Origin of the sequence: Kribbella sindirgiensis, assembly GCF_004331435.1 — a bacterium.
Lineage (GTDB): Bacteria > Actinomycetota > Actinomycetes > Propionibacteriales > Kribbellaceae > Kribbella > Kribbella sindirgiensis.
On the sequence record NZ_SJKA01000004.1, the window covers coordinates 22506 to 40327 of the forward strand.

A 17822-nucleotide genomic window follows, 5' to 3' on the forward strand; every position below is an offset into this window, starting at 1 on the left:
GCACCCGCGGGTTCGGGTGAGGGGGTCGTTGCGGACCGTGGTGGGGAGGGTCTGCTGGTGGTCTGGGGCTGGTGTGAATGGCAGAATCGCGCAGACGGGTTGGCTGCTGCGGGGGTGCGACACCCTGGCGGCGGGACCGGATCGCGATCAGGACGACGCCGGCTGGGGTGTGAGTGGAAACCGAATTCGTGCTGTCGCTCGGCGAACAGCAGTGGACGCTGCAGGCCGGGACCGACACGATCACCATCGGCCGCGCCTCCAACGCCGACATCCGGCTGCAGGCGGACGACCAGATCTCCCGCATCCACGCCCGCCTGAGCCGCGACGGCACCACCTGGACCCTCCACGACGAGTCCCGCAACGGCACCGGCCTCAACGGCCGCCGCCTCACCGCCCCCACCGCTCTCACCACCGGCGACCGAATCCACATCGGCCGCTCAGTCCTCACCTTCCACAAACCCACCACCCCCGCAGACACATCACCCGGCGAGTCCCCCGCCGCCTCCCCGGCGGCACCTCCCCCGGCGGCCCCTCCCGCGGCACCCCCTCTGGCGGCATCCACACCGGTAGCCCCGCCGGCCCCCACAAGCCCAGCCGTCCCCGAGTCCGCCACACCGATCCCTGAGCCGTCGTACGCCGCGCCCGAACCACCGAGCCCACCCGACCACGCCACCCCCACACCGGAACCCCGGCACGAACCAACCCCTTTCCACTCACCCGCCACCGACCATCCCTCCCAGGCAGACGAACTGCCCGCCGCAACCCCGTTCGCAGACGCCGGTGCGTACGAGGGCAGCGCGGGTGGTCGGGAGTACGGGGCTGCGGGGGTTGTTCCTGGGTTTGAGGTGGGGGACGACGGGGGGCGGGACGGTGGGACTTGGGCGGCTTATCCGTCGGCGGACAATCCGGAGCCGGTGCGGTCGCCTTGGGAGATCTCCGCGCAGATCGACCAGTCGGAAGCGAACTGGAACGAATCCGCAGGCTGGCCCGACCCAACCGTTCCCGGCGCCGACCAGCGGGCGCGGGGTGAGCAGCGGGTACGTGCTGACGAGTGGGCGGGTGACGAGCAGGCTGCCGGTGGGGTGCGGGCGGTTGGGCGGGAGCGGCGAGCCTCAGGGAGTGGGCAGCGTGGGGCGGATCAGGCGTCTCGTGGCGAGGATCGGCTTCCCGAGGTAGAGCGGGCGTCGGGTGATGACGCTGTGGGGACTGTGCGGTTGTCTCGGGTGCTGGTTGTGGCTGGGGCGATCGTCTTGCTTGGGATTGTCGTGAACCTGGTGGTCACGTTCCTGGCCGACGGGCCTGGGGGTGTGCTCAGGTGGCTGGTGGCGCCTGGGATCGCCCTTGTCGTGGCGATGGTGCTCGCGCTGGTTGACGCGGCGCGTCCGACGTACCACCGGCCAGGCCGTCTGGATGTGTCGGTTCTGGTGGCGGTGGCCGTGGTGTTGGTAGGCGTGGGCGTCGGCGGGTTCGCGCTGACTGCGGGCGCGGAGTACGTCGGCGGCTATCTGACCGGCAACGAGACCGGCGAGGATCGCCTGATCAAACCGGTCTCGAAACCTGGCACCGGCGTCACGATGACCGTCGAAAACGTCACGTACACGAGCCATTTCACCCGCGTCGAGGTCAAGCTGGTCAACACGTCGAAGGAAGCGATCACGGTCCCGATCGACGGTACGACGTTCACCGCCGCCGACGGCACCGCGCTGAGGGCCGACCCCGGACGCAGCGCCTGGCCGAGCCGGATCGCGCCCGGCGGGACCGAACACGGGACCCTGACGTTCAAGGGCCACCTCCCGGACAGCGCCACCGCGGCGGTGCTCACGTTCAAGTCCGGCTCCACGAGCTTCGCCATCTCCAAGATCACCCTCAGCAACTAACACCCCCTCCACCGACTTACATCGAAAATTGATATAGTCGGCCTCACCCGCGTCGCGGTGGGGAAGGAGGAGGGTGTGCTGGACGTCGATCGGCTGACCACGGTGATCGAGGACTTCAACACGATCTTCATCCGCCTGCCCTCGGTACGGCGGCTCAACTTCTCGGCGCTCTCGGTGTTGCACACGCTCCACCGGCGCGGGCCGCTGCGCCTCACCGACCTCCTGGCGACCGAGCAGCTCAAGCAGCCCGCCCTGACCAGCCTGGTTGCGAAGCTCGAGCAGGACGGGCTCGTCCAGCGCCGACCCGACCCCGCCGACGGCCGCGCCAGCCTCCTGTCGCTCACCAGCACCGGCCAGGAGCTCGTCCGGTCCCGCCACACCAATCGGGTCACGAAGCTGACCGGGCTCGTCGAGCAGCTCACCCCCGAAGAGCGCGCGGTGCTCGCGGGTTCGATCGACGTACTCCACCGCCTGACCGCACTCGCCGAGGACACCCCATGATCCCAACGCCCATCGCCGTACCGGATGAGGTCCTCGACGACCTCCGCCGCCGCCTGCGCGCGACGAAGTGGCCGCGCGACGCCGGCAACGACGACGGTTTCTACGGCGTACGCCGAACCCGTCTGCAGCCGCTCGTCGAGTACTGGGCGGACGGTTTCGACTGGCGCGCGGCGGAGCGGGCGATCAACAAGTACGACCACTACCGCGTCGACGTCGGCGACGTACCGGTGCACTTCCTGCGCCGCGCAGGCGTCGGCCCGCGGCCGATCCCGTTGATCCTGAGTCACGGCTGGCCGTGGACGTTCTGGCACTGGTCGAAGGTGATCGACCGGCTGGCCGATCCCGCGGCGTACGGCGGTGATCCGGCGGACGCGTTCGACGTGATCGTCCCGTCGCTGCCCGGGTTCGGGTTCTCGACGCCGACCCGCCCGGACATGAACTTCTGGAAGATCGCCGACGTCTGGCACGAACTCATGACCGGCGTCCTCGGGTTCCCGAAGTACGCCGCGGCCGGCTGTGACGTCGGCGCGCTGGTGACGGGGCAGCTCGGCCACAAGTACGCCGGTGAGCTGTACGGGATCCATATCGGGTCGGCGCTGAAACTCGACTTCTTCAACGGCGATCGCGGCTGGGACCTGAGCGGCGGACGGCCGATCCCGGAAGGGCTGCCGTCCGAGATCCACGAAGGGATCGTCCAGTTCGAACGCCGGTTCGCCGCGCACCTCGCCGCCCACGTGCTGCACCCGACCACGCTCGGCTACGGTCTCGCGGACTCCCCCGCCGGGATGCTCGCGTGGATCATGGAGCGCTGGCTGAGCTGGTCGGAGGACGAGCCGTTCAGCGACGACGACCTGCTCACCCACGCGACGATCTACTGGGCGGGCGACGCGATCGACACCTCGATCCGCACGTACGCGAACAACAATCGCTACCCGTGGACGCCGTCCCACGACCGTACGCCGGTGATCGAGGCCCCGACCGGCATCACGTTCGTCGGCTACGAGAACCCGCCCGGCGTCCGCACTCCCTCCGAACGCGTCCAGAACTTCCTCGCGAGCGACCGCGCCGCCTGGTACAACCACACCAACATCACCGCCCACCCTCACGGCGGCCATTTCATCCCGTGGGAGGTTCCCACGGAATGGACCGCCGACCTCAGGCGAACGTTCCGCGAGCTCCGGTGAAGTACCGCATCGTGCGCTCGTCCGCGGGCAGGTAGGTCTCGACGGCGACCTCCTCGAGGGTGATGTCGAAGGCGGTGCCGAAGGTGGTGACCGTGCTGAGGAAGGTGAGGTCGGTGCCGCGGTAGTGGATGTGGATCGGGAGGGCGAGGTCGGCGGGATCCGGTGGCGTGGTATCGACGGGGCCTTGGGCAACTAGTTCGTCGTACAGCTGGTGCAGTTCGGGGTCGCCGGAGGCGGCGGCCTGCCGGGCCAGGCGGGGCAGCAGGTAGCCGCGGACCTGTTCCAGGTTCCGGATCGCCAGGCCGCCGGGGGTCAGGCCGAGACGCATCAGGTTGATCGGTGCCGCGAGCAACTTCTGGTCGACGCCGGCCAGGAACACCTTGAAGGAATCGTTGGCAAGCAACAGATTCCAGCGCCGGTCGACGGCGACCGCCGGGTACGGCGCGTGCGCCTGGACGAACTGTTCGAGGGCCGCGCGGACCCGGCTCATGTCCGGATCGTCCAGCGGCGTCTGCCGGTAGACCGGCGCGTGGCCGGCTGCGACCAGGAGCCGGTTGCGTTCCCGCAGCGGTACGGCGAGGTGCTCGGCGAGATGCACCACCATCGCACTGCTCGGAATCGTTCGCCCGGTCTCGACGAAACTCACGTGCCGGGACGACACGTCCGCCTGGATCGCAAGCTCGAGCTGACTCAGCTTCCTGCGCCGCCGCCACTCGCGCAGCAGCTCACCCACCGGCCTGTCGTTCACCCCTCCATTACAAGCCATGTAATCGACACCACCGCATCCCGGGCCGGATCGTCGTACCCATGACGATCAAGCAGCTCACCCTGCACGCCTTCCAGGAATTCGCCAACGGCAACCTCGCACCGCTCCGCCCGCTCCTGCACGAGAACTTCGTCGAACACAGCCCCGGCAACCCCTCCGGCCGCGACGCCTTCATCGAGTTCATCGCCAAGGCCCCCGTCGCCGGCGCAAAGCTGGAGCTGCACCGCGTCATCGCCGACGACACCCACGTCGTCGTCCACTACCTGATGACCACCCCCGAATCCACCCAGTCCGTGGTCGACATCTGGCGCTTCGAGAACAACCAGATCGTCGAACACTGGGACGTCGTACAACCTGTGGTGGACTAGCGATTCTGCTCTTCGTAGTGGTGGCGTTCGCCGCGAACCAGGTGCACGCGGATCTGCTGGGCGATCGCGTCGGGTGCGTTCTCGTCGGGGGCGTTGTGGTCCAGGTCCGGGAGAACCCGGAACTCGGCGTTCGGCAGGATCGTGGCCAGCCGCGGCAGGACACCGGTCAGATACGCGGGCGACTTGGATCCGCCGAGCAGCAGGGTTCTCGACGCGATCCCGGCGTACCGGCCGGCGTCGGAGTCGAGGCGGACGATCTCGGCGATCTCACCCGGGGTCGTCGGCATCATCTCGCGCGTCTCGCGGCTGCGGGGCCCGTGCACCAGCAGGAGGGAGACCGCCCACAGCAGTGGTGAGGCGCGGAACGGCAACAGGTCCGTACCTTTGAGGAACGTCGTCATCGCAGCCACCCGCCGGCCCGTTTCCAGGTGCCGGGTGAACGCCCCCAGCCAACTCCCGTCGAACGACCCGTCGATGCTCACCCCGGGCTCGTACGCGATCAGCGCGTCCAGAGGCTGTCGCAGCCCTACGTGGAGCGCGACCAGCCCGCCGTAACTGTGCCCGAAGACCGCTCGCGCGCCGGTGTGCTCCAGGACCGCGAGTACGTCGTCCGCGTCGGTCTCCACGCTGTACGACGGCCCGCGCGCGGCACTCGCCCCGCGTCCGCGACGCTCGATCACGTGCACGGTATGGGCTCCGGCCAATCCGCGCGCCAACTGTTTGTAGTGGTGCGACCGCCGGTTGACACCCGGGATCACCACCACGCCCGGCCCCGCCCCGGTCGTCGAGACCTCGACCCCCGCGACCAGCCCCCGCACCCACTCCTCTGTGCCCCGCATCCCCGGACCTCCCTCGCTCCGCTCCCCAGGATGTCCAACAGCACTGACACGCGACTGTCTTCCCGCTGGCACCGACTTTCACGGGCCCCTGAAGGCTTTGTACAAGTTTTGTCGAAGTTTCCGCATCCAGATCGCGGGGTCCGGCGGAAGTGGGGGCAAGAGAGTTCCGAGCCCTGAGGAGGGCCTCCATGTCTGTACGTCGTGTTTCTGTACCTCGTGTTTCTGTACCTCGTGTTACTGCGCTGCTCGCCGCCGGCGTGCTCGCTGTCAGCGGTTCGGCGGCTGTTGCGGTCAGCGCGCAGGCGAAACCGACGGCGTCCGCGACCGTTTCCGTACTGCACGCGGTACCGGGAGCAACCGTCGACGTCTACGCGAACGGCAAGGCGCTGCTGACGAACTTCAAGCCAGGTACGCTCACCGACCCGGTCAAGCTCCCCGAGGGCACGTACGACCTGAAGGTGACCGCGGCCGGTGCCGGCGCCAAGGGAGCCGCGGTCATCCAGGCCGACGACGTCAAGGTGCCGGGCGGCGCGAACATCACCGTCGTCGCGCACCTGAACGCGGCCGGTAAGCCCGTGCTGACGCCGTACGTGAACGATGTCGCGAAGCTCGCGGCCGGCAAGGCGCGAGTGACGGTTCGGCACGCCGCGGCCGCTCCCGCCGTCGATGTCCGGGCCGGCGGCAAACCGGTGTTCGAGGGGCTGACGAATCCGAAGGAGGTCAAGGCGGACCTGCCGGCCGGCACGATCAAGGCCGACGTGGTCCTGGCCGGGACGTCGACCGTCGCCATCGGCCCGGCCGAGGTGAACCTCGAAGAGGGCACGAACACCATCGTGTACGCGTGGGGCAGCGCAGCCGGCAAGAACCTCAAGCTGGCAGTGCAGACCATCTCGGGTCTGCACGGCAACCCGTCGGGCGTTCCGGGCGGTACAGGTGGTCAGGCTGCCGAGCAGAGCTCGCCTGCCGGCGCAGGGTGGCTGACCGCCGTCCTCGCGATCGTCGCGCTTGCCGTCCTCGGCTTCGGTACGTCGGCAGTCCGGGTACGCAGGCATTCGTGATCAGCACCCGTGGTGCGGCCGTCCTCGCGACGGCCGCACTCGCCGTTGTCACGCTGACGAGCAGCTGCAGCTCGCCGGACCGTCCTGCCCGCGAGCGCACCGGCCCGGCGACCACCGTTCCACTTTCCCCGCCCACCCCGGCCATTCCATCGCCTGCCTCGTCGCTCACCCCGCGGCCCTCGAGTGCCGGCATCGCTGCCCGCCCGGCCGATCCGCCGACAGCCAAGCGTTCGACAGCGCCGATCCGGCTACAGATCCAGGCGATCGGCATCGACATGCCCGTCCTGCCCGTCGGAGTCGCCCCGAACGGCCAGATGGACCTACCTCCCGATCCCGCGACGATCGGCTGGTACCGCTTCGGCCCCAGCCTCGACAGCCCCGCCGGCTCAGTCGTCCTGGGCGGTCACCTGGACAGCAAGGAGTACGGCGTCGGCCCGCTCGTAAGACTCCGCGAACTCCAGCCCGGCGCGCTGATCGTCCTCCGCTCCGCCGGCAGCACGGCGACGTACCGAGTCGGCGACGTCGAGCAAGTGCGGAAGACCAGCCTCGCGCTGGACCGCGTCTTCGCGCGCGACGGCAGCCGGGCACTGCGGATCGTTACCTGCGGCGGCCCGTACAACCGCGACCGGGGCGGCTACCGAGACAACCTTGTCGTCACCGCGCGTGCTGCGTAAGCAGGAAGGTGACGGCCTGATGGAGATCGTCGAGGTCGCGCGCCGACCGAGGCCAGCCCGGCCCGGCGGTAGCGACCTGGTGGCCCTCGTCCTCGAGACGACGGCGGAGCGCGGCTTGCCCGGCGTGCCTGGCCATCGACCACAACACCACAGAGACGGGCCGGACGCGCTGGGCCGCCGCGAGCAGGGACAGGTCGTTTCCACCCGGCGCCAACACGATCGCCGATTGCCCGCGCTCGATCAGTGCGGCACGGAGGATCGCGAGCGGGGCAGTGTGCGCCTCGCCAGGACAAGGCACCAGTAAGACTGCGTCTCCGGCTTGCTCGAGCTGAGCGTGGTGCTGCGCGGCTCTCTCGACCGCGGCAGCCAAGAGCACCTCGAGGTCGGCGCAGTCGGGGCGGCGGCCGGCACGGCGTCCCAGCTCCCGGAACACCGGAGCAATCACCTCGTCCCAGGCAGGCTCCGCACCGCGATCGTCGAACAGGTGAGCCAGCACGTCGTCAACCTCGGCCAGCTGGTAGGACTCGAGCCGGTTCAGGAGGTCGTCGACGCTCGCGGGAGCGCCAGGCGGCCGGCGGCTGAGGCGTGCGGCGTCGATCGCCGACATACCGGCGTCCTGCAACGCGATCATCCGGCGCAGGCGTTCGACGTCCGCGGTCGAGTACCGGCGGTGCCTGCCATCGGTCCGCAAGGACGGCCCGACGCCGTACCGGCGCTCCCAGGCGCGCAACGTCACCGCGGGCACGCCCAGTTCGGCGGCCACGTGCCCGACAGGCCATACCGCGTCGCGTGGAAGCGACGTCCGCGTTCCGGACAGCTCGGCCATGAATCCACAATAGTGAGCGTCCCGGATCGGCACGGTGCATCCTTAAGACGTTCCGCAGCCCAAGTACCTGGTGAGGATCGCGATACGGCGGGAGCTCGAGGTGACAGGTGCTGCGTTGTGGCGGGTTTCCGCCGGTCCGGCGTGGGTTACAGTTCGAGCCGTGACCAGCAAGGACGCCGGTGATCCGACGGCGGCCGAGATCGCGACGGCTTTCGCCGAGGGCCGCGACGCCGGTCTGAGCGCTGCCTACCGGCGGTGGTCCGGTCTGGTGTTCACGCTCGCGCTACGGTCGCTGGGCAGCCGTGCGGACGCGGAGGACGTGACCCAGCAGGTTTTCGTCGCGGCCTGGCGCGGCCGCGGCACCTTCGACCCGGACCACGGCGACCTCGGCGCCTGGATCACGGGGATCACCCGGCACTGCATCGCCGACCGGTTCGCCGTTCGGCAGCGGGACGTCCGCAAGGCCGAGGCCGCCGTACGGCTGGCCGACGGCGGGGCCGCGCCGCAGGTCGTCGACGAGGCCGTCGTGGACCGGGTGGTAATCGCCGACGAACTGGCACGCATCGACGATCCGCGGCGGACGATCCTGCGGCTCGCGTTCTACGAAGACCGGACGCATCCGCAGATCGCCGAGCAGCTCGGACTGCCGCTCGGAACGGTGAAGAGCCACATCAGACGAGGCCTGCTGCAACTGCGGGACCGATTGCGGGAGGTGAGCGGTGACGATGCACGTCGATGAGGAGCAGCTGGCACGGTGGGCGGTGGAAGGCGACGCGCCGGATCCGGCCGCCGCCGACCACCTGCGTTCCTGCGACCGTTGCCAGGCGGAGCTCGACGAGCTCCGCAGAGTAAGCGACCTCGCACACTCGCTGCCGTCCATGGAACAGCCCTCGGACGAGGTCTGGACACGCATAACCGGCGAACTCGACTCCACCGAGCAGGTCGGGCCGGAGCGACGGTTCCGGAGCCGGACCCTGGCCGCCGCCGCTGCGGTGGCCGCTGTTGCCGGCGCCGGCATCGGCGTAGGTGCGACGCTCGTGGCCACCGATGAGGAGACGCCGGCCACCCCGACGGCGATCCGGCTCGAGCCGCTGGCCGGCAAGAGCGGCACGGGCAGCGCGGGCATCGTCCAGGTGTCCGGAGCCGAGGAACTGAAGGTGTCTGCCTCAGGACTCGCGGCCGGCCCGGGCTTCTACGAGGTCTGGCTCATCAACACCGACGGAAAGCGCATGGTGTCGCTGGGCGTGCTGAATCCCCAAGCAGGCGGCACGTTCCAGATCCCCACCGGCGCCACGGCCCAGGGCTACCGCATCGTCGACATCTCCCTGGAACCCGAGGACGGCAACCCCGAACACTCCCACGACAGCCTGATCCGCGGCACCCTCCCCAGCTGATCCACCGCCGGCCGCAGGAGGCTCGATCACGGGCCGCACGTCTTCAGTCGGTTCGATAGCTCGTCGGTGGTACGCCGTACCGGGCGCGGAACCGGCGCGACAGGTGGAACTCGTCGGAGAAGCCGACCCGCCGGGCGATCTCGCGGCAGGTCAGGTTGGTTGCCCGCAGCAACGTAGCCGCCGCCTCCAGCCGCCGGTCGTTGCGGAAGGCCAGGGGGGATCTGCCGAAGCGGTCGCGGAAGGACCGGCGGAAGCGGTCGTACTCGAGGTCCAGTTGGGCTGCTACGTCGCGCATCTCCAGGCGGTGGGGTAGGTCCTCGCTGAGTAGGCGGGCTGCCTGGTCCCAGAGGGCTGTCTCGTCGTCTACGGATGGAGCCAGCGCTCCGGACAGCCAGCTTGCGAGTGCCCAGATCTGCTGCTCGGCTCCCGAGCCGGGCGGTGCGCTGCGGAGCAGGAGGGCCAGGTCGGCCTCGCGAACTCCACGCGGGAGCGGCCGGGGACCCGACCAGGTCAGCCGTCCGGTCTCGCGCAACAGGTCGAACGCCGGCCCTTCGACGACCGCGAACCACTCACTCCAGCGCTGACCGGGGTGGGTGCCGTACCAGTGCTGCTCGCCGGGCAGCACCACCGTCAGTGAAGGTCCGACGATCGGCTCGATGTGCCGATCGGCGTGCCGGTAGAAGCCGGTCCCGGCGGTGACGAGTGAGATGACCGTGCCCGGCAAGGTGCGCAGCGGTCCGGCCACAATCGGCTCGGCGTCGGAGACCTCGCCGGCCAGGAGCACTCGGCCGAACGGTGTCGGGCCCTGGTCCGACATCGTGATCCGCTGGTAGCCGCCGGCCATGACCGTCAACCTACGCGCCAAAACGTACATCGAACAGCCACCGCGAGCATTCCACCGCCTGCTGCCGGTTTGCCAGAGTGATCATCATGACGCAAACGGAGAACTCCCAACTGGTCAGTGACGAGCAGATGTCCCAGTACGCCGACGAGGGCTACTTCGTCCTGGAGAGCGTGATCGGCCCGGAGGACCTGGAGCTGTTGCGCGGTGCCGCGCAGTTCTCCATCGATCGCCTCGACGCCGCCATGGACGCCGCCGGGGTGGACCGGATCGGCATCAACGCCAAGGGCAAGCGGTACTTCAGCAACATGATCTACCAGCAGCGCCCGGAGCTGCGGAGCTTCATCTTCGGACCGATCATGGAGCAGATCTGCCGCCGGGTGCTCGGCGAGAACGCCTACCTGTTCTGGGAGCAGTACGTGATCAAGGCGGGCGATCCCGACACCACGTTCGCCTGGCACCAGGACTCGGGGTACGTCCACGAGAACCACACGCCGTACCTGACCTGCTGGATCGCACTCGACGACGTGACCGAGGAGAACGGTTCGGTCTACCTGCTGCCGTACAGCCGCTCGGGGATCAAGTCCTACATCAAGCACGTCACAATCGAGACCGGTGACCGGGTCTGCTACTTCGGCTCCGACCCCGGTATGCCGGTGATCGTCCCGGCCGGGTCGATCGTCTGCTTCTCGAGCACCGTGATCCACCGCAGCGGAGCGAACCTGACCGACAAGCTGCGCCAGGTGTACCTGCTCCAGTACTCCCCCGAGGTGATCATGAACGCCGACGGTACGGCGCCGCACGGTTCCTTCGAACCGTTCCTGGTCGACGGAACCGTGCGCGCCTGAGTGCTCAGGAGCGGGCCGCGGCGAACGGGTTCGGGATCGCATCGAGAAGCAGCCGGGTGCAGTCGTCCTGGGGTGAACGGATCACGTCCAGAGCAGGGCCCTGCTCGACCACCTTGCCCTCGTTGAGTACGACGACCTCGTCGCAGAGCATCCGGGCGCTGAGCAGGTCGTGGGTGATGTAGAGGATGCCGACGTTCCGCTCGTGGACGAGCTTGTCGAACAGTTCGAGCACCTCGGCCCGGATCGACACGTCGAGGCTGGAGATCGGTTCGTCGGCGACGATCAGTTCGGGCTCGACGGCCAGCGCGCGGGCGATCACGACTCGTTGCCGCTGGCCCCCGGACAGCTCGTGCGGATAGCGGTTGACGAACCGCTCTCCCGGCGACAGCGCGACCGTCTCCAGCAGCTCGATCACCCGTTCCCGGAGCTTGGAACCGTGCAGTTGCTGGAAGTTGATCAACGGCCGGGCGAGTGTGGCGCCGAGGGTCTTCGTCGGATTCAGCGCCGAGTACGGGTCCTGGAACACCATCTGGACGCTGCCGCGATAGCTGCGCAGCCGACGGCCGCGCATCCGTGCGACGACCTGGTCACCATCGGAGCCGTGGAAGGTGATCCGGCCCGCGGTCGGTGCGTCGACTCCGGTGATCATCCGGGCCAGCGTCGACTTGCCGCTGCCGCTCTGCCCGACCAGGGCCGTCACGCCGCCACGATGGAGGACGAAGTTCGCCCCGGACACCGCCTCGGTCCGGACAGCGCGCAGTCCCTGCCGGCGGACGTAGGTCTTGGACACGTCGTCGACGGTGACCAGCGGCAGACCCCGAGCCGCCTCCGCCGAGGCGGCGGCCGACTTCACGAACTGCGGTCCGGCGAAGGTGCGGATCGGCGGGCCGACCTCGATGCCGGATCCATCGGCACCACGCTGAATGGCCGCCACATGACACGCCACCAGCCCCTCGCCGGCCTCCGTCCGTGCGGGCTCGATCTCGGCACAGCGGTCGATCCGCTCCGGACACCGCGCGGCGAACGCACACCCGTCAGGACGATGCGCCAGGTCCGGCGGCCGGCCCGGAACGTACGTGATCCGTACGGTCTCCGCGCGAGGGTCGCCGTACGATCCCAGCAATCCCTTGGTGTACGGGTGCAGCGGGTCGCGGAGCAGCTGCCGGGTCGCCTGCTCCTCGGCGAGCTTCCCGGCGTACATCACCATGGTCCGGTCGGAGAGGTCGAGAACGGTGCCGAGGTCGTGGCTGATGAAGAGCACCGCGAAGCCGAGCTCTGCCTGCAGCCGCCGGACGTTCTCCAGGATGCTGTGCTGTACGACGACGTCCAGCCCGGTCGTCGGCTCGTCGAGTACGACGAACCTCGGCCCGATCGCCAGCGCGAGGGCGAGGTTGATCCGCTGCCGCATACCGCCGGACAGCTCGTGCGGGAACGCGGTCATGAACTTCGGGTCGATCAGGACCATGTCGAACAGGGTCCTGATCCGCTCGGTGACCTCACCGCCGCGCAACTGGGTGTGGCACTGGATGACGTCGGCGAACTGCGCCTCGACCCGGGTCACCGGGTTGAGCGCGTTCATGCTGCTCTGGAAGACCGTCGAGATCTCGCGCCAGCGGTACTTGCGTAGCTCGTCCTGGCTGAGGTGCGCGATGTCGGTGCCGTCGAAGGTGATCGAGCCGCCGCTGATCCGTCCTGGCCGTTGCAGCAGCCTGAGTACGGCCATACCGACCGTGGTCTTGCCGGAACCGGACTCGCCGATCAGGCCGACGAACTCACCCTCGTCGATGCTGAAGCTGAGCTGATCGACCGCGTCGACGGCGGGCCGCTGCTTGGGTTCGTAGCGGATCGACAGATCGCGGACGTCGAGGAGCGCCATGTCTCAGTCCTCCCTGAGGTGCGGATTGCTGAGGAGATCGATGCCGAAGATGATGAAGGCCATCGACGTGATCAGGATCGCCAGGACCAGACCGGGGACGAACACCCAGACGAACAGCCCCTGGGAAATCGCGCCGGCGGCGTCGGCCTGGTAGAGGATCGTCCCCCAGGACACCGAGTCGCTGCTGCCGAGTCCCAGCACCGCGAGCCCGGCCTCCGCGCCGATCGCACCGGTGGCCGCACCAACGAACGCGGCGGCGACCAGCGAGGTCATGTTCGGCAGGATCTCGGAGAAGATGATCCGGAACGTGCCGTCGCCGGAGAACTTCGCCGCGGTGACGAAGTCCCGGTTCCGCAACGTGATGATCTGCGCCCGCTTCGACCGCGCGGCGCCCGCCCAGGACGTGAACGCGATGACCCCGACGATCAACGGGATGCCGCGGGTGTCGGAGTACGCGACCAGCGTGATGATCAACGGCAGCACCGGGATGACCAGCGCGGTGTTGGTGAGGAAGGTCAGTACGTCGTCGACGAACGTACCCTCCGCGTAGCCGGAGACCATTCCGATCACGAGCGCTATCGCGGTCGCCAGCAACCCGCCGAGCAGCCCGACGATCAGCGAGACCCGGCTGCCGTAGATCACCTGCGAGAACACGTCGACACCGGCCACGTTGGTCCCGAGCAGGTGCTGCGCCGACGGTCCGGTCAACGGTGTGAACGAACCGTCGGTCGGCCCGTACGGCGCGATCACCGGCGCCAGCAGTGCGACCAGCGTGTAGATCGCCACGACGACGATCCCCACCCGGGCCTTCTTGCTGCTCCACACCACCCGGTACCAGCGGTCGGCGACAGCTGGTGCTGTGACTGTTTCTGTGGCCACGGTGCTCATGCGGCTGCCCTCCTGGCTCGCGGGTCGAGGACGCCGTACAGCAGGTCGGCGATCAGATTGGCCACCAACGTCGCGACCGCGGTCAGCAGCATCAGGCCCTGCAACAGCGGATAGTCCTTGATGCCGACCGCTTCGCCCATCAGCCGGCCGAGGCCGGGATAGTCGAACACGGACTCCACCAGGATGGTGCCACCGAGGATGCCGCCGAGCGCGAGCGCGAACCCCGCGACACTGGGCAGCAGGGCGTTCCGGGCGGCGTACCGCAGGGCGATCATCCGGTCCGGCAGCCCCTTGGCCCGGGCCAGCCTGATGTAGTCCTCGCCGAGGTTCATGATCATCGTGTTCCGCATCCCGAGGATCCATCCGATCGGCGTCACGATCATCAACGTCAGCGCCGGCAGGAACGCGTGCGACAACGCGTCGTACAGGAAGGCGCCGTTGAAGCCCGGGGTCGACGCCTCGTAGCCGCCGGCCGTCGGGAACCAGCCCAGGCCGTAGCCCAGCCCGTAGATCAGCAGCAGCGCGATCCAGAACGGTTGCAGGGTCCCGACGAAGGTCGAGATCACGGTCACCGACGTGTCGAACCGGCTGTTCCGCCGCCACGCGGCGAAGGCGCCCAGCAGGATCCCGATCGCGAACGACAGCAGCTGGACGGCGCCGACCAGGATGACGGTCCACCAGAACGCCTTCCCGATCACCTCCGCCACCGTGTACGGGAAGTACGTGTAGGAGATCCCGAGGTCGCCGTGCGCGAGCTGTCCGAGGTAGCTCCAGTACTGGCTGAACAGCGAGCCGGACGGGGCGCCCAGCAGATCGCGCATCGCCTCCACCTGCGCGCGATTCAGCTGCGCGTTCTTCCCGGCGAGGTTCTGCACCATCAGCTCGGCGGGATCCCCCGGCTGCAGCCGGGGGATCAGGAAGTTCAGCGTCACGACCGCCCAGAGGGTGAGGACGAAGAAGCCGATCTTGCGCGCGAAGTACCGCATCCGGCTACTTCGACGGAGCCGCGGTCAGGTGCGTGATCCACACCAGCGGCTGGTCCTGCGGGTTCGCGTACGGGTCGTCGGCGGTCGGCCAGCCGACGGCGTGATCGGTGCGGTAGATGGCCCGGGCCGGCGCGTACAGGATCGGCAGCACGGGATAGTCGGTCATCATCGCGTCCACCAGTACGCCGACCTGCTGCTTCGTCGCCGCCTCGTCGGTCGCGGACGCCATCGCCCCGATCGCCTTGTCCACGGCGGGATTCGAGTAGCGCCCGATGTTGCCCTTGATCGTGGTCTTGTCGGGAATCTCCGCGGTCGAGACGGTCGCTCCCATGCCGTGCGCGTAGTCACACCCGGCGCCCATGTAGTTGATCATCAGCTGGAAGTTGCCGGACTTCTTCTGCTGGTCGACGGCCTCCGGCGGCATCTTGCTGACCGTGATGTCCAGCCCCAGTTTGCGGAAGTTGCTGGTGATCTCGTCGGCCATCGCCTCGTAGTCGATCCAGCCGGCCTGCACCGAGAACGTGATCTTGATCGGCGAGCCGTCGGGATTCTGCCGGACGCCGTTCGAACCCTTCCGGTACCCGGCGTCGTCGAGCAACTGGTTGGCCTTGGCCAGGTCGAACGGGATCACCGTGCTGTCGGCGGGATACTTCGACGGCAGCATGTCGTCCTTCTGCGGCAACGGCAGCCCGGACTGGCTGGCGACCTTCATCAGGCCGTACGTCGCTTTCTCGGTCGCCCGCTGCTTGTCCATACCGTGCGCCAGCGCCTCCCGGAACTTCACGTCGCTGAACGGCTTCTTGGTCAGGTTCGGCGCGACCACGGTGACGCCGTTGGGCGCGTACCAGACGTGGTTGGTCTTCGGGTCGTCGGCGACGAACGCCTTCTCCGGGTTGGGAATCTCGCCGCTGTAGAAGTCCAGTTCGCCGGCCTTCAGCTTGGCCGCCGCCTGGTTGGCGTTGTCGCTGTAGTGGCCTTCGAGGACGAGCTTCTGGACCTTGACCTTGTCGGCCTGCCAGTAGTCCGGCCGGCGCTCGAGCACCAACTGCCGTCCGTTGTAGGAGGCAACCTTGAACGGTCCGGTCGAGATCGGGTTCTTCGAGACGTACTTGGCCGGGTCACCAGCCGGGCCGAACTCCTTCTCCGAGACGATCTTCTGGCCGATCAGGTACGGGAACTTGGTGGCCGCCGGCCCCTCGAACTCGAACGTCACCTTGTCGCCGTCAGCCGTCACCGACTTCGCCTTCGGCCCGAAGGTGTTGTTCCAGACACCGGCCAGGTCGATCGGCGGGTACTTCTTGGTCAGGTTGTAGGTGAACGCGACGTCCTTCGCGGTGAAGGGCGAGCCGTCGCTCCACTTCACCCCCTGGCGAATCGTGAACACCAGCTTGCTCGGACTCTCCCAGGTGTAGGCCGTCGCGAGCCACGGAACGACCTTGCAGTCCAGGGAACTCTGCTGCATCAGCGGCTCGAACAGCCAGGTGCGGACCGTCTGCTGGACCGCGAACGGGTTGTAGTTGACCAGACTCCCCATGGCCGCGTCGGACTCGGAACTCAGATTCAGCTCCGGGATCATGCCCGACGCCGCCGTGCTCCCCTGCTGCGCTTGCTTCTCACCGGCGACGCGACTGCCGGCACACGCCGGCAGCGCCAGAACGGCCACCGCCGATACCGCGACTAGGACCCCCCGCCATGACCGCTGCCCCCGTCGGATGCGGAACGAAGTACTTGTCATGACGACACCTCCGTGTGTCAGGTTGCTACCTGGTTCGGATGCTGTACTGGAAGTTGTTTCGCTTCAGTCCTCACAGCCGCAGCTGGCCCTCCGGACCAGCCGCGACGGAAGTACGGTCTCCGGCGCGACGTCCGCGCCGTTGATCAGGTCGAGCAGCAGCCGGGTCGCTGTCGCTCCGAGTTCGGCCAGCGGCCGGGCGACTGTGGTGAGCCCGGGGCTCACCAGCGAACTCATCGGGACGTCGTCGACGCCGGTGATCACCAGATCGCCGGGGACCCGGAGGCCGCGTCCCAGGACCGCCATCATCAGGCCGAGCGCGGTTTCGTCGTTCCCGCAGACGGCACCGTCGTACCCGCCGGCCAGGACCTCGTCGGCGGCCTGTACGCCGTGAGTCTGTTCGAGGCCGGTCCGGAACTGTTTCCCCGGCCGGAGCCCGAGCTCCTCGTGGGCGGCCACGAACGCGTCCCAGCGCTCGGTCAGGTCCGGCGAGCCTGCCGGGTTGCCGACGAAGATCAGCTTCCGCAGGCCGTGATCGGCCAGCAGATGACTCACCAGCTGCCGGAACGCCTGATGATCGGTCCGGACGACGATCGGCGCCGGATGCGGATCCGGACCGATCATGACCACCGGATGCCGGGCCGCCAGTTCCTTGATCACGGTCTTCGGAACGGTGCCGCCGTGGATGGCCATCCCGTCGACGCGCCGGGCGACGTCGAGCAGTTCGTCCGGCGCCTCCCGCCGCAGGTGGGTACCGATCACATGAACACTCACCTGACGCGGTACGGCGACACTCTCGACGCCGTTGATCAACTCGGCGAAGTACGGCCCGGACAGGCCCGGGAAGACCACCGCCAGCGCTCCGTGACGCCGATTGGCCAGCGCCTCACCGAGGTGGCTGGGCCGGTAACCGTACTGCTCGATCGCGGCCTGCACCTTGGCCCGCGTCGCGGCCGAAACGCTGCCGACGCCGCGGTAGACCCGCGACACGGTGGCCGTGGAAACGCCCGCCAGCTTGGCGATCTCACGCACGCTCATGCGGTCGTCAGTCACTGACGGATCTCCTTTCCGGATCGGTAAGGGCTTGCCGGGTTGGGAGTGTAACCGGTTACAATTCCAACCGCCAGAGCTCGTTGCCAGACCCGACCGGAGCGTTACCGCGCC

The 17822-nt window shown here is 68.5% G+C and carries 18 protein-coding genes; 9 read left to right on the forward strand and 9 right to left on the reverse strand.

The annotated features are described in order from the left end of the window. The first annotated feature begins 173 nt into the window (after nucleotides 1-173). The 3 genes from E0H50_RS11910 (at nucleotide 174) to E0H50_RS11920 (ending at nucleotide 3562) form a co-directional block, all read left to right on the forward strand. Nucleotides 174-1877, forward strand: a complete 1704-nt coding sequence (locus E0H50_RS11910; RefSeq protein ID WP_131287105.1) for an FHA domain-containing protein — start codon at nucleotides 174-176, stop codon at nucleotides 1875-1877. A gap of 75 nt (nucleotides 1878-1952) precedes the next feature. Then, nucleotides 1953-2378, forward strand: coding sequence for a MarR family winged helix-turn-helix transcriptional regulator (locus E0H50_RS11915; protein ID WP_238150915.1), 426 nt, complete (start codon nucleotides 1953-1955; stop codon nucleotides 2376-2378). After that, on the forward strand, nucleotides 2375-3562 hold the full coding sequence (locus E0H50_RS11920) for an epoxide hydrolase family protein (protein ID WP_131287107.1): 1188 nt from the start codon (nucleotides 2375-2377) through the stop codon (nucleotides 3560-3562). Before E0H50_RS11915 ends, E0H50_RS11920 begins: the two co-directional genes overlap by 4 nt. Here the strand turns inward: E0H50_RS11920 and E0H50_RS11925 are convergent. Then, nucleotides 3534-4310, reverse strand: coding sequence for a helix-turn-helix domain-containing protein (locus E0H50_RS11925; RefSeq protein ID WP_238150916.1), 777 nt, complete (start codon nucleotides 4308-4310; stop codon nucleotides 3534-3536). The two genes, E0H50_RS11920 and E0H50_RS11925, sit on opposite strands and share 29 nt — an antisense overlap. A 59-nt stretch (nucleotides 4311-4369) precedes the next feature. Between E0H50_RS11925 and E0H50_RS11930 the strand changes: the two genes are divergently transcribed. Next, the gene (locus tag E0H50_RS11930) at nucleotides 4370-4696 is read left to right on the forward strand and encodes a nuclear transport factor 2 family protein (RefSeq protein ID WP_131287111.1); all 327 of its coding nucleotides are present in this window, start codon (nucleotides 4370-4372) and stop codon (nucleotides 4694-4696) included. Here E0H50_RS11930 and E0H50_RS11935 read toward each other — a convergent pair. Then, a complete protein-coding gene (locus E0H50_RS11935; protein WP_131287113.1) occupies nucleotides 4693-5535 on the reverse strand; it encodes an alpha/beta fold hydrolase in 843 nt (280 codons plus the stop codon). The genes E0H50_RS11930 and E0H50_RS11935 overlap by 4 nt on opposite strands. Nucleotides 5536-5723: 188 nt before the next feature. Between E0H50_RS11935 and E0H50_RS11940 the strand changes: the two genes are divergently transcribed. Next, the gene (locus E0H50_RS11940) at nucleotides 5724-6593 is read left to right on the forward strand and encodes a DUF4397 domain-containing protein (protein ID WP_131287115.1); all 870 of its coding nucleotides are present in this window, start codon (nucleotides 5724-5726) and stop codon (nucleotides 6591-6593) included. Next, a complete protein-coding gene (locus E0H50_RS11945) occupies nucleotides 6590-7267 on the forward strand; it encodes a class F sortase (RefSeq protein ID WP_131287117.1) in 678 nt (225 codons plus the stop codon). Before E0H50_RS11940 ends, E0H50_RS11945 begins: the two co-directional genes overlap by 4 nt. Here E0H50_RS11945 and E0H50_RS11950 read toward each other — a convergent pair. Beyond that, nucleotides 7248-8093, reverse strand: coding sequence for a MerR family transcriptional regulator (locus tag E0H50_RS11950; protein WP_131287119.1), 846 nt, complete (start codon nucleotides 8091-8093; stop codon nucleotides 7248-7250). The genes E0H50_RS11945 and E0H50_RS11950 overlap by 20 nt on opposite strands. Before the next feature lie 160 nt (nucleotides 8094-8253). Here E0H50_RS11950 and E0H50_RS11955 point away from each other — a divergent pair, with 160 nt between their 5' ends. Beyond that, the gene (locus E0H50_RS11955) at nucleotides 8254-8832 is read left to right on the forward strand and encodes an RNA polymerase sigma factor (protein WP_238150917.1); all 579 of its coding nucleotides are present in this window, start codon (nucleotides 8254-8256) and stop codon (nucleotides 8830-8832) included. Then, nucleotides 8819-9487: an anti-sigma factor gene (locus E0H50_RS11960; RefSeq protein ID WP_131287123.1), complete on the forward strand. Its 669-nt coding sequence runs from the start codon at nucleotides 8819-8821 to the stop codon at nucleotides 9485-9487. The genes E0H50_RS11955 and E0H50_RS11960 overlap by 14 nt, the downstream gene beginning before the upstream one ends. A 43-nt stretch (nucleotides 9488-9530) precedes the next feature. Here E0H50_RS11960 and E0H50_RS11965 read toward each other — a convergent pair whose 3' ends face one another. After that, the gene (locus tag E0H50_RS11965; protein ID WP_165547075.1) at nucleotides 9531-10331 is read right to left on the reverse strand and encodes a helix-turn-helix transcriptional regulator; all 801 of its coding nucleotides are present in this window, start codon (nucleotides 10329-10331) and stop codon (nucleotides 9531-9533) included. An 86-nt stretch (nucleotides 10332-10417) separates the two neighbouring features. Between E0H50_RS11965 and E0H50_RS11970 the strand changes: the two genes are divergently transcribed. Beyond that, nucleotides 10418-11176, forward strand: coding sequence for a phytanoyl-CoA dioxygenase family protein (locus tag E0H50_RS11970; protein ID WP_131287127.1), 759 nt, complete (start codon nucleotides 10418-10420; stop codon nucleotides 11174-11176). A 4-nt stretch (nucleotides 11177-11180) separates the two neighbouring features. On the opposite strand, the gene E0H50_RS11975 is transcribed toward E0H50_RS11970, so the two are convergent. The 5 genes from E0H50_RS11975 to E0H50_RS11995 all read right to left on the reverse strand — a co-directional run bounded on the left by E0H50_RS11975 (nucleotide 11181) and on the right by E0H50_RS11995 (nucleotide 17711). Further along, nucleotides 11181-13052 (reverse strand): ABC transporter ATP-binding protein, encoded by a 1872-nt coding sequence (locus tag E0H50_RS11975; protein WP_131287129.1) that lies wholly within the window; start codon nucleotides 13050-13052, stop codon nucleotides 11181-11183. 3 nt (nucleotides 13053-13055) lie between these two features. Next, complete coding sequence (locus tag E0H50_RS11980) at nucleotides 13056-13940, reverse strand: ABC transporter permease (protein ID WP_131287131.1); 885 nt, start codon at nucleotides 13938-13940, stop codon at nucleotides 13056-13058. After that, nucleotides 13937-14926, reverse strand: coding sequence for an ABC transporter permease (locus E0H50_RS11985; RefSeq protein WP_131287133.1), 990 nt, complete (start codon nucleotides 14924-14926; stop codon nucleotides 13937-13939). The genes E0H50_RS11980 and E0H50_RS11985 overlap by 4 nt, the downstream gene beginning before the upstream one ends. A gap of 4 nt (nucleotides 14927-14930) precedes the next feature. After that, nucleotides 14931-16589: an ABC transporter substrate-binding protein gene (locus E0H50_RS11990; RefSeq protein WP_165547076.1), complete on the reverse strand. Its 1659-nt coding sequence runs from the start codon at nucleotides 16587-16589 to the stop codon at nucleotides 14931-14933. 135 nt (nucleotides 16590-16724) lie between these two features. Then, nucleotides 16725-17711 carry a LacI family DNA-binding transcriptional regulator gene (locus tag E0H50_RS11995; protein ID WP_202868113.1) on the reverse strand — a complete coding sequence of 329 codons (987 nt, stop codon included), beginning with the start codon at nucleotides 17709-17711 and terminating at the stop codon, nucleotides 16725-16727. Between the last annotated feature and the right edge of the window lie 111 nt (nucleotides 17712-17822).